Origin of the sequence: Flavobacterium sp. XGLA_31, assembly GCF_051547105.1 — a bacterium.
Taxonomy (GTDB): domain Bacteria; phylum Bacteroidota; class Bacteroidia; order Flavobacteriales; family Flavobacteriaceae; genus Flavobacterium.
In genome coordinates this window covers 131,832-142,862 of the sequence record NZ_JBPTTM010000007.1, presented here as the reverse complement: position 1 = coordinate 142,862, position 11,031 = coordinate 131,832, and the positions used below count along the sequence as shown (strand labels likewise).

11 protein-coding genes and 1 tRNA gene are annotated in these 11,031 nt (G+C 40.1%); 4 read left to right on the top strand and 8 right to left on the bottom strand.

What is annotated here, in order from left to right; translation table 11 throughout:
• Positions 1-210: 210 nt before the first annotated feature.
• From ACSVH6_RS12135 to ACSVH6_RS12125, 3 genes are all read right to left on the bottom strand, one after another.
• Positions 211-1,392, bottom strand: a complete 1,182-nt coding sequence (locus ACSVH6_RS12135) for a PAS domain-containing protein (protein WP_438078853.1) — start codon at positions 1,390-1,392, stop codon at positions 211-213.
• Between the two features lie 651 nt (positions 1,393-2,043).
• A tRNA-Val gene (locus ACSVH6_RS12130) sits at positions 2,044-2,118 on the bottom strand.
• 82 nt (positions 2,119-2,200) lie between these two features.
• Complete coding sequence (locus ACSVH6_RS12125) at positions 2,201-3,421, bottom strand: bifunctional folylpolyglutamate synthase/dihydrofolate synthase (protein WP_438078851.1); 1,221 nt, start codon at positions 3,419-3,421, stop codon at positions 2,201-2,203.
• A gap of 129 nt (positions 3,422-3,550) precedes the next feature.
• Here ACSVH6_RS12125 and ACSVH6_RS12120 point away from each other — a divergent pair, with 129 nt between their 5' ends.
• From ACSVH6_RS12120 to ACSVH6_RS12110, 3 genes are read left to right on the top strand one after another with little or no spacing between them, the layout of a single operon-like run.
• Positions 3,551-4,267, top strand: a complete 717-nt coding sequence (locus ACSVH6_RS12120; RefSeq protein WP_438078861.1) for a MotA/TolQ/ExbB proton channel family protein — start codon at positions 3,551-3,553, stop codon at positions 4,265-4,267.
• Complete coding sequence (locus ACSVH6_RS12115; protein WP_438078849.1) at positions 4,248-4,643, top strand: ExbD/TolR family protein; 396 nt, start codon at positions 4,248-4,250, stop codon at positions 4,641-4,643. Before ACSVH6_RS12120 ends, ACSVH6_RS12115 begins: the two co-directional genes overlap by 20 nt.
• A 25-nt stretch (positions 4,644-4,668) precedes the next feature.
• On the top strand, positions 4,669-5,202 hold the full coding sequence (locus ACSVH6_RS12110) for a DUF4468 domain-containing protein (protein WP_438078847.1): 534 nt from the start codon (positions 4,669-4,671) through the stop codon (positions 5,200-5,202).
• 57 nt (positions 5,203-5,259) lie between these two features.
• Here ACSVH6_RS12110 and ACSVH6_RS12105 read toward each other — a convergent pair whose 3' ends face one another.
• The 5 genes from ACSVH6_RS12105 to ACSVH6_RS12085 form a co-directional block, all read right to left on the bottom strand.
• A complete protein-coding gene (locus ACSVH6_RS12105) occupies positions 5,260-6,069 on the bottom strand; it encodes a M23 family metallopeptidase (RefSeq protein WP_438078846.1) in 810 nt (269 codons plus the stop codon).
• Positions 6,070-6,076: 7 nt separating this feature from the next.
• Positions 6,077-6,958 (bottom strand): energy transducer TonB, encoded by an 882-nt coding sequence (locus tag ACSVH6_RS12100; protein WP_438078845.1) that lies wholly within the window; start codon positions 6,956-6,958, stop codon positions 6,077-6,079.
• 83 nt (positions 6,959-7,041) lie between these two features.
• Positions 7,042-8,268: a Glu/Leu/Phe/Val dehydrogenase dimerization domain-containing protein gene (locus ACSVH6_RS12095; protein ID WP_438078843.1), complete on the bottom strand. Its 1,227-nt coding sequence runs from the start codon at positions 8,266-8,268 to the stop codon at positions 7,042-7,044.
• An 88-nt stretch (positions 8,269-8,356) separates the two neighbouring features.
• Positions 8,357-8,614, bottom strand: coding sequence for a hypothetical protein (locus ACSVH6_RS12090; RefSeq protein WP_438078841.1), 258 nt, complete (start codon positions 8,612-8,614; stop codon positions 8,357-8,359).
• A gap of 53 nt (positions 8,615-8,667) precedes the next feature.
• Positions 8,668-9,744, bottom strand: coding sequence for an anhydro-N-acetylmuramic acid kinase (locus tag ACSVH6_RS12085; protein WP_438078840.1), 1,077 nt, complete (start codon positions 9,742-9,744; stop codon positions 8,668-8,670).
• A gap of 95 nt (positions 9,745-9,839) precedes the next feature.
• Here ACSVH6_RS12085 and ACSVH6_RS12080 point away from each other — a divergent pair, with 95 nt between their 5' ends.
• Entirely contained in the window at positions 9,840-10,979 is a 1,140-nt protein-coding gene (locus ACSVH6_RS12080; protein ID WP_438078839.1) for an acyl-CoA dehydrogenase family protein, read from the top strand.
• The last annotated feature ends 52 nt before the right edge of the window (positions 10,980-11,031 follow it).

Here is an 11,031-nt window from a genome sequence, read left to right as displayed (position 1 = left end):
GCGTCTATATAGCCCCGATAGGAGCCGGCTATCCCGCCTGTCGGCAGGCAGGCGTGTAGCGCGGATAGCGGGAGGGAGCGTGAACCGTTGCAGGGAGTGCCGCTGCCAAAAACAAAAAACGCCCCATACATGGAGCGTTTTTATTAGAGCCTTTATGGGAATCAATTAAAGTGTTGTTTGTGTTTTATAGTCTCACTTTGGAACGTGGGTCTACAGCATGTCTTTAATCTCTTTGGTGTTTTGTACAATCTCATTAATGATGATATCCAATTCTTTAGAGGCAATCTCAAGTTTTGGAATCAGTTCTAAGTTGGTTGGGTCGTTAGGATTTTGCAGGTCAAGCAAGTGTATGATTCCCAGTACATTTGCGACCGGTTTTCTGACGATATGAGATTGAAGATGGGCTACTCGCATCAACTTTTCATTTTGGGCTTTTAAAAGATTTTCATCTTTTTTGCGTTGGGTGATATCGTGCAGTGACCCTTCTATAGCAATTGGGTTGCCGTTGCTGTTGTAGATGATATGGCTGGAGGCCAGTACGTTCATAATTTTTCCTTCCTTAGTCAGTAATTCTAACTCGTGATTATAAACAGACCCGTTGTCTAAAATGAGATTTATAAAGTCAGCCTGTCTTTCCGATTTAAAATAAAATTCACGGATATTTTTGCCTATAACCTCGGTCGGATGATACCCCATTCGTTTTTGTAAAGAAGGGGTAATCAAAATAATATTACCCGTCATATCGGTTTGGTAAAAGATATCCTGAAATGATTCGAAAATGACCCGATACTTTTCTTCTGACTGATTTCGCAAATTAAGTTCCTGCTCCAGTCGGTCTACCGTTTTGTTAAAACGTCCCACGGACAAATGTTCCATATAGGACAGTAGAAAAATACCCGAAACAGAATAAATCCAAAAACTCAAAGGGGCCTGACTAATAGGTTCATTACTAGGGAGTAGCTCAAAGTAACCGGCCGCCACCAATAATAGTCCTCCAACGGAAGTTGCTATGGCAAATAACCACATGGGTTTTCGACCTAAAGTTAAGCCCGAAAGCAATACGATCATTGGCAGTAATCGAATCCCATGCCCTTTTATACCTCCGCCACTGTAGGCAAAAGCAAGAATCATCAACAATAAAAAAGAGATATAAACTACCGAAATAGTTCTTGCATTTTGCTCTTTCAAAACCAAAAGAAAAGCCAAACTGGCAACCCATAGTAAAGCAATTGCCGTAAGAAATCGAACAGCATGTCCAGGCTGTTGTATAAGGGCTATAAAAGTGGTGACAGTCATAATTAACAGCACCCCGCAAATGATTTTAAACAGTATGTTACTGTTTTCCTCAGACTCCGCCCGATATAATTTTGAGAATAAAAATTTTAAGAACATCTGGTGTAGGTTAAAGTTTTAAGATAACAGTTAATTAAAATTGAATAAGTTGTTTTTTCATAAGTATTACAGTGTAGTTTGGGGTTCAACTACCCTAGGTCAACCGTCGGCCAATTTAATAAAAAAAAACGTCGACATAGCATTCTGCGCTCTGATGTTGTGGTAGTTTTTTCAGATTAAAGTAAACTAATGCCAAAATGATGTTGACTTATGTGAAAGTTAAGAAGTGTATTGAAAAATGTCTTGTAAAATGACGCTATTACTGAAATAGTTATAAAAGTTTAACGGCTTACAAATTTTTTTCTGTGAATGTATCAAGTAAATCAGTCAGAGAAAATAATTTGTACTATAAAACATATTTTTTGGTTTGTAGTTGTTTAAGATGCAATCAAAATCATCATTAAACTTAGAAACAAAATCGAATGATTGTAGAAATATTTGAAAAAGATAGAATGTGAAGTTAAGTTTTAAGGGGCTTCAGTTGTTTTGTGGGTGATGAGGATTACCTTCGTTGAGCCCTTTTGAGAGGTTCTGAACAAAGAAAGCCTTTAGCTGTGTTTTTTTTATTTTTATGCTACTTATAAAAGCCAGCTTTTGACGCATCCTAAAAATAAAAAAACCTCACCATTTCTGATGAGGTTTTGAAAGTTGTGGGCGATGAGGGATTCGAACCCCCGACCCTCTCGGTGTAAACGAGATGCTCTGAACCAACTGAGCTAATCGCCCTAATGCTTTAAGTCATTACTTCCTTATTGCGAGTGCAAAGATACACTAGTTTTTTACTTCTGCAAGGATTTTTTAAAAAAAATTACAAAATTTCTGCAACGACGAAAGTACTTCCGCCAACATAAATAAAGTCGTCAGGGGTTGCGTTTTTCATGGCGTCCTGATAAGCATTTGATACTGAAACATATGTTTCTCCGAGAAGTCCAAATTGGGCAGCTTCTTTTTTTAGAATTTCAGTTTCAAGACCTCGGGGAATATTTGGTTTGCAAAAATAATATTTTGCCTTTTTGGGAAATAAAGGTAAAATGTCATCCAGATTTTTATCATTTACCACGCCCAAAACAATATGCAATTGATTGAAATTTTCGTTTTGGATTTGGTTGAGTACAATTTTCAACCCATGTGCGTTGTGTGCCGTATCACAAATAATTTTCGGATTGGTACCCAATTGCTGCCATCTTCCGAGCAATCCGGTATTTTGAATCACATTTAGGAAACCGGTTTTGATATCGGTTTCTGAGACAGAAATAAGATTTTTGGCTGTCAATACGTTCAAGGTCTGTACGACTGTTTTTTTATTCTGAACCTGATAATCACCAAGCAAGGCGGAAGGGTAAGTTGCTCCAACCAAATCGGAGGCAAAATAAATTTCGGAATTCGTTTCCTTTGCTTTGGATAAAAATACCGGCTTTGTTTCGGGAATATATTCGCCGATCACCACCGGAATATTCGGTTTGATGATACCGGCCTTTTCAAAAGCTATGCTTTCCGGCGTGTTTCCCAAAAAGGCAGTGTGGTCTAATCCTATATTGGTAATGACCGAAATCAGTGGAGTGATAATATTGGTAGAGTCCAATCGACCACCCATGCCTACTTCTATAATGTTGATGTCTGTTTTTGCAGCGGCAAAATATTCGAAAGCCAACCCGACGCTCATCTCAAAAAAACTCAAAGCATTCGTTTCAAAAAATGATTTGTTGCGTGTTATGAATTCACAAACATAGGCTTCAGGAATAGGAGTCCCGTTTACTTTAATGCGTTCGCGATAGTCTTTTAAGTGTGGTGAAGTATACAATCCCACCCGGTAACCCGCTTCCTGTAAAACCGAAGCAAGCAGGTGGGAAGTAGAGCCTTTTCCATTGGTGCCGGCCACGTGGATGCATCGTAATCGCTGTTCCGGATTTCCTAAATGATTGGCTAACAAAACCGTATTGGTGATGTCTTCTTTGTACGCCGTTGCGCCTTGAGTTTGGTACATTGGGAGTTGCGTAAACATCCAATCCAGCGTTTCTTTGTAGTTCATAATTTTAGGAAAAATTAACTTCACGATATACTTTTATAAGTATTTTTTCGTTTATATTGTGAAGCGTATTCGACAACTACAAAATTGGAATTATTTTCAGAATTAATAGTCAAAAAATAGATAAATATGATAAGCACGTTTTTACAGTTACAAGTTGACACCTTAGCCAATGCAGTTCCTGCAGTCACAACGCCAGCCAATTCCGCTTTAACCAACGAAGTTTCCGTTTTAGAATTTATTTTGAAAGGAGGGATTTTCCTAATCCCGATTGCGATTTTGTTGTTTTACACTTTATATGTGATTTTCGAACGCTACCTTTATATACACAAAGCCGCTAAAATTGACAATCACCTGATGTCTGATGTGCGCAATCATTTGAATAATGCCAATATTGAACAGGCTGTTTCTGCTGCAGAACGCAGTGGTAATGCCCAAGGAACGATTATCAAAGAAGGCGTGTTGACCATAGGAAGACACATCAATGAAATTGAATCAAATATGGAACGTGCGGCCAATATTGAAATTGGGTATATGGAGAAGAAATTGGGCCAACTGGGGTTGATTGCCGGTATTGCGCCAACATTGGGATTCATTGGAACTATTTCCGGGGTAATTAAAATTTTCTATAGCATTTCGGTAACCGAAGATATCAGTATCGGAAATATTTCCGGAGGATTGTATGAAAAGATGATCAGTAGTGGTGCCGGTTTGATTGTAGGGATTATTGCTTACAGCGCTTACCACTTATTCAACGGAAAGATTGATAATTTTTCGTTGGCTATTCAAAAACAAGTGTTAGAATTTATCAATATAATTCAAAGACCAAATGCCAATAAAACGAAATAAACGATTTCATGCAGAAGTCGCCACGTCTTCGTTGAGCGACATTATGTTCTTCTTGTTGTTGTTTTTCTTAATCATTTCTACTTTGGCCAACCCGAATGTGATTCGGATGACGTTGCCCAAATCAAAAACCAATGAAAAAACCAACAAGCAACTCATTACCTTATCGGTGACCGAAGAAAAAAGGTTTTTTGTGGATAAGGAAGAAGTGGCTTTTGAACAATTAGAAGCCAAGTTATTGTCTAAAATGGATCCGGCCAAGCAGCAAACGGTGGTTATTCGGATTCCCGCCACGATGCAGGTGCAAGACTTGGTGGATGTTTTGCAGATAGGAGTGAAGAACAAACTCAAGTTTGTCATTGCGACCAGTCCTAAATAAATACAATGAACTAATATATATTACTATGAAATTAAAAGCATGTCTGTTGTTGGTTTTCATAACCACAGCAACTTTTGCCCAAGACACCGAATTTAAATTTTCAAAAGACGGATTGACCGACTTTATCGTAACTTCTTTTGATAGTCCGGCCAAAACTTTATATACTAATGCTTTGGCTTGGGTTAAAGAAAATAATAAGGCTCCGGATGCGGTCAAAATGACGGTGGAAAACGAAAAAATTACCTTTCAAGGGATTAAAGACAATTTCTTCTGCAACAAAGCGGGCGGAACCACTGTTTGTTCCAAAGCCATTTATACTATTGAGATGACTTTTAAAGACGGAAAATACAAATTTGATATTACTGAAATTGTTTTAAAAGACATCAATGGGAAAATTTCAAGACCCAACATGAACGACTTTTCAGAATACTATGATAAAGACGGAAACCTGAAAAAATACATGACCGATTTACCGGCAACGTACGAAACCTATTTCAACGGTTTGAACAAAAGCTTTGTTTCCTATATGGAAAAAAAGAAGAAAGCCGAAAACTGGTAAGCCACTCAATAAGTACAGAAACAAAAATCCCGATGAGTATCATCGGGATTTTTTATTTTAATAATTTCTGGAATATTGCTCTTTTTCAACCAACAATCGGGTTTCTTTACCGTCGTTAACCTTAAATTTTGTCTTCAGTGTTTCAATGCTTCCGATACGTTGTAAGTATACCATGAAGTGGAGGTGTGGTCCGTTTGACCAACCAACATTGCCGCTGTAGCCAATGAGGTCGTTCTCTTTTACAGTATCACCTTCTTTTACCACAACGCCATTGCGTTTCAGATGAACATATTTTGAAAATGTACCGTCATTGTGGTATATCATAACATAATTATTGAATTCAGCACAACTTTTCTCAGGACAGTTTTGGTTGAAAACCTGAACTACTTTTACAACGATTCCTTCTCTCGCTGCCAAAATTTCGGTTCCGATGGGCATGGTGAAATCTAAGGAGTTTTCATTTTGGTGGGAAAAACTGCCGTTATATCCCTGATGAACAGTAAACGATTTCCCGGATTGAAAGGGCAGGGAATAATCGTAGTCTGTGTACTCTTTTAAATTACTATCCCCATAATTGAAGGTGCTTTTGATTTTAAAAGTAGAAGACCCTTCCTTTTTTACAGTTTGAAGTTTTGTGATGCTGAAACCTTTTGTCTTTGCCGGAATAACATAAATTTTAGTCATGTCATTTGAGGAAGATAAATTGGTCAGGTCAAGTTCTATTTTTACAGAGACCGGACAGAATTCATCATTCGTGACTAAAATATTGAAGCCGTTTTCAATTCTTTCATTGTATACCGTTACTTTGGGTTGAGAATAAGAAATCAGGCTGATACATAAAACTAAAAAGGTAATAACGGTCTTCATATATGATTTAATTCAAACTAAATACATAAATAATTTTCCCAACCTGTTTTTCAGGAGCATTGCTATCGGCTTGCCATTTTGTTTCCTGAGCTGCTCTTTTGGCTTGTTGCAGCAAACAATTGTCGGTATTTGTTGTGCCTTGTACTCCCGGGGTAACGCTGATCGCATTTCCGTTTCGGTCAACAGTTACCTGTACCGCCACTCTACCATATTCGTTTCCGCAGACATTGTCAGGTTTTGGTTTGTTTAGTGCTTTTCTGTTGCCTAAAAAATAACCACCTCCGGTACCGCCACCGCTACCAGGACCGTTCCCCGGACCACTGCCCGGACCATTTCCGGGTCCGTTGCCACCGCCGGTTCCGCCACCACTTCCTGTGCCATTGCCATAATACCCGCTGGAGTTTAAGTTGCCGTTCGCGCTGCCTTTGTTTCCGCTTTTACCGTCATTACCATCACCTCCTTTGTTGCCCAAAATGCTGGACAAAGCGTCATTCGCGTTTTTGGAAACTTTAGGTTTTTCGGGTGCCGGTTTTGGAAGGTCTTTTTTAACGACTACCGGTGTTTTCTTTACATTTTCATGCTTCGGAATTACGGCATCGTTAGTTTCAGAGTTGTCATCGGCAATCACATCTTCTTCGGGAGTCGGTGCTGCCGGAGTGGCTTTTGCCTGATCTTTTACATTCAGTACTTCGCTTTTATAATTGTCTCCCAAGCCATAATCGCTGTCGCCAAAGTTCATTTCAATGCCGCCACCGCCACCGCCGCCCATGAGCTTCATGTTGGCAGGAGGCCAAAAGCGCAAAAAGAACAACAACAACAGCAATAAGCTGTAAACCAAGGTTGTCAGTACTAATGACTTCTTTTGATTTTGGGATGATTCTGCATTCATAGGAACTAATTATAGGTTAGCCATGTCATCATATAACGCCTAAAAATACAAATTATTGTGTAATTCAGGCTGTTAATTTTTTGCTAAACCAATTGTTTTAGGGCTATTTCAAAAGCGGTAGCACTGATGTTCGTTTTGTCAGCGTTTAAATCATGCGCTTTTTCCAAAGCTTTTTTGATTCGTTCTGAGATGTCGTAAAAAATCGCTTCATCCGTCATTTGTACTTTTTTCTCCATGAAATAGGCAAAAACCCTTGCCATACCACAGTTCGAAATAAAATCGGGAATCAAACTTACTTTGCTGTCCGTTTCTTCCATTATGCTGCCGAAGAAAATTTCTTTATCAGCAAACGGGACATTGGCACCGCATGAAATGACTTCCAGACCATGGTCGATTAAGTTATCGATTTGTTCTTTGGTAACCAATCTTGATGCGGCGCAAGGAGCAAAAATATCAGCTCCCAATTTCCATATCTTTTCATTGATTTCAGCAAACGGAATCATGTTCTGGGCTACCAGTTTGTTCCCGTCTTTATTTAAAAATAACCTTCTGATTTCTTCAAAAGAGAATCCGTCTTCCTTGATTACTCCACCATCACGGTCAATAATTCCGATTACTTTGGCACCCATTTCGGCTAAGTAAAAAGCAGCAGCCGAACCCACATTACCAAATCCTTGTACTATGGCTTTTTTACCTTGAACATCACCACCGTAAATGTGATAATAATGGCGAACAGCCTCGGCTACACCATAACCGGTAATCATATCCGCTACTGTGTATTTGCGCAATACATCGGGAGAGAATTTAGGGTTTTCAATGACTTTGATAACCCCCTGACGCAATTGTCCGATGCGGTTAATCTTATCAGCTTCGGTAGGTTTGAAATGACCGTTGAACACGCCTTCCTGCGGGTGCCACACGCCACATTCTTCCGTAAACGGAATTACTTCGTGGATTTCGTCTACATTCAAATCACCTCCGGTACCGTAATAACTTTTTAATAAAGGCGAAACCGCTTTGTACCAACGTTGCAAGACTCCTTTTTTGCGGGGGTCATTCGGATCAAAGTTGATCCCCGATTTTGCACCACCGATTGCGGGTCCCGAAACCGAGAATTTCACTTCCATCGTTTTGGCCAAAGACAATACTTCATTCATGTCTAATCCTTTACGCATACGGGTTCCTCCACCGGCTGCACCTCCGCGCAGGCTGTTGATTACGGTCCATCCTTCCGCTTCTGTTTCGCTGTCTTTCCAGTGAAAAACTATTTCGGGTTGCTTGTTTTCAAATTGTTGTAGTAACGCTTTCATTGGGTTTAGTTTGTTTTGAGGCGCAAATATACTAATTCAAAACCGTGAATGGAACATAAAAAAAGCCACTCTTAGAGTGGCTGTGAAATTATTTTTTCTTTTTGTTTTCTTTGAAACGTTTATCCGGTGTGCCGTCTTTTTTCAATGGCCCTTTAGCCTCTTTATTTTCTTTAAAGCGCTTGTCCGGAGTGCCGTCTTTTTTTAACGGTCCTTTGGCTTCTTCTTTTTTGGCGGCCGGAGCTTTCGTTTCTTTTTGGGTCGGTGCTGCTTTTTTAGGATTTGCCTGAGCATTTGCTCCAAACGTAAATCCTATCAATGCCAGTAAGGCTAACAATACTTTTCTCATGGTAAACTGATTTTTTGGTTTGTATCGCTAAGGTAAAAAGAAAAAAAGACGAACTAACTTAAATTAACCTTAAAAATCTTTCCTGAGGAATGGTCGTGTTGGGCTCCTGTTACACTGCTCAACACATTAATTTGTTTGCGGAGTTTCAGTACGCCTAACAATGCAAAGATTAAAGCTTCTTTGTATTCTATCGTTTTTGAATCGGGGACTACCAGCGTCATGGACGGTAAGTAATCCTTCAGGCAATCCAATAAAAAAGTATTGTAGGCACCCCCGCCGGTAATCAATAGTTTTCCGCTTCTGTCCGGAAGCGCCAGGGCGGTTTGCTTGGCAATATGCCGCACAAACGTGTGCATTTTGTCCTCTCTGCTCAGCGGATAGCTTTCAATTAAGGGTAATATGCGGGTTTTAACAAATTCAAATCCCAATGATTTCGGATAAGGTTTTTGATAATAGGAAAGCGCATCCAATTCTTCCAGTAGGTTAAGGTCTGTTTTGCCGCTTCGGGCCATTTGCCCTTTGTCATCATAAGGCAAGCCTGCCTCATGGGCATAATAATTCAATACGGTGTTCACCGGCGATATGTCAAAGGCGATGCGCTGTCCGTTTTGTTCAAACGAAATGTTCGAAAAGCCGCCCAGATTCAGACAATAGTTGTACTCAGCAAACAAGATGCGGTCTCCTATGGGAACCAAAGGCGCGCCCTGTCCCCCGAGTTTTACATCCTGTACTCTGAAATCACAAACCACTTTTTCGCCTACCAGTGTCGCAATATTTCTCAGGTTGCCTATTTGTAAGGTCAGACCGTTTTGAGGTTGGTGTAAAATGGTATGCCCGTGGGAGCAAACGGCATCCAAATTTTTAATTCGGTGTTTGTGGATGAAAGACCGAATAGTGTTTCCCAACAGTTGGGTGTAATCCTTATTGAGCTGTTTCAGTTGGGCCGGCGAAAAATCTACCGCGGTTTTGAGTTGCTGTACCCATTTATCGTCATAAGGAACCGTGGCACAATGCCCCATGGTAAACTGCCATTTGCCGCTATTGACCGAAAAATGAATCTCTGCTAAATCAATGCCGTCCAGGGAAGTTCCCGACATTACTCCGATAACATGGTAGGATGCTGTTGCCATTGGCTAAATTTACGAAAACGTTTGAAATTTTAACTTTATTATCATACTTTTGGACACCAAAATTAAAGAAACAAAAAACATAATCTTTTATAAATATGGATTTTAATTTAACCGAAGAACACTTAATGATTCAACAAGCCGCACGCGATTTTGCACAGGCAGAATTGTTACCCGGTGTAATAGAGCGCGATGAGCATTCCAAGTTCCCGACAGAACAAGTAAAAATGATGGGAGAACTGGGATTTATGGGAATGATGGTGGATCCAAAATACGGGGGTGCCGGTCTGGACAGTGTGTCGTATGTGTTGGCCATGACCGAAATTGCCAAAGTGGATGCTTCGGCGGCGGTAATCATGTCGGTGAACAATTCCCTGGTATGTGCCGGAATGGAAAAATACTGTTCAGAAGAACAAAAAATGAAATACCTGGTGCCGTTGGCCAAAGGAGAAGTTATCGGAGCGTTCTGTTTGTCTGAGCCGGAAGCCGGAAGTGATGCCACTTCGCAAAAAACGACTGCGGTAGATATGGGTGACTACTATTTGCTTAACGGAACTAAAAACTGGATTACCAATGGTTCTACGGCTTCGACTTATTTGGTCATTGCCCAAACCGATGTAGAGAAAAAACACAAAGGAATCAACGCTTTCATCGTAGAAAGAGGATGGGAAGGATTTGAAATTGGTCCCAAAGAAAAGAAAATGGGAATCAGAGGGAGTGATACCCACTCTTTGATGTTTACCGATGTAAAGGTTCCGAAAGAAAACCGTATCGGTGCTGACGGTTTCGGTTTTGCTTTTGCGATGAACGTATTGAACGGCGGACGTATCGGAATTGCTTCGCAAGCCTTGGGGATTGCAACAGGAGCCTACGAGTTGGCTTTAAAATATTCACACGAGCGCAAAGCATTCGGAAAAGAAATTTTCCAACACCAAGCCATAGCGTTTAAATTGGCGGACATGTATGTGAAAGTTACGGCAGCCAAATTATTAGTGATGAAAGCCGCTTGCGAAAAAGACGAAGGAAAAGACATTGCCCATTCGGGTGCGATGGCCAAATTATATGCTTCAGAAGTGGCTTTAGAAGTAGCCAATGATGCGGTACAAATTCACGGAGGTAACGGGTATGTAGCTGAATATCACGTGGAGCGTATGATGCGTGATTCGAAAATCACACAGATATACGAAGGAACTTCTGAAATTCAAAGAATTGTAATATCAAGAGGATTGGTTTCCTAATTTTTATTATCTTTGGAATAACATAATATTAAATTTTTTAGATTAGTAATCA

Coding starts and splice junctions, on each gene's coding strand:
- ACSVH6_RS12080 (WP_438078839.1), top strand. CDS start 9,840: ATGGATTTTAATTTAACCGAAGAACACTTAATGATTCAACAAGCCGCA.
- ACSVH6_RS12110 (WP_438078847.1), top strand. CDS start 4,669: ATGAAATTAAAAGCATGTCTGTTGTTGGTTTTCATAACCACAGCAACT.
- ACSVH6_RS12085 (WP_438078840.1), bottom strand. CDS start 9,744: ATGGCAACAGCATCCTACCATGTTATCGGAGTAATGTCGGGAACTTCC.
- ACSVH6_RS12090 (WP_438078841.1), bottom strand. CDS start 8,614: ATGAGAAAAGTATTGTTAGCCTTACTGGCATTGATAGGATTTACGTTT.
- ACSVH6_RS12115 (WP_438078849.1), top strand. CDS start 4,248: ATGCCAATAAAACGAAATAAACGATTTCATGCAGAAGTCGCCACGTCT.
- ACSVH6_RS12105 (WP_438078846.1), bottom strand. CDS start 6,069: ATGAAGACCGTTATTACCTTTTTAGTTTTATGTATCAGCCTGATTTCT.
- ACSVH6_RS12125 (WP_438078851.1), bottom strand. CDS start 3,421: ATGAACTACAAAGAAACGCTGGATTGGATGTTTACGCAACTCCCAATG.
- ACSVH6_RS12100 (WP_438078845.1), bottom strand. CDS start 6,958: ATGAATGCAGAATCATCCCAAAATCAAAAGAAGTCATTAGTACTGACA.
- ACSVH6_RS12135 (WP_438078853.1), bottom strand. CDS start 1,392: ATGTTCTTAAAATTTTTATTCTCAAAATTATATCGGGCGGAGTCTGAG.
- ACSVH6_RS12095 (WP_438078843.1), bottom strand. CDS start 8,268: ATGAAAGCGTTACTACAACAATTTGAAAACAAGCAACCCGAAATAGTT.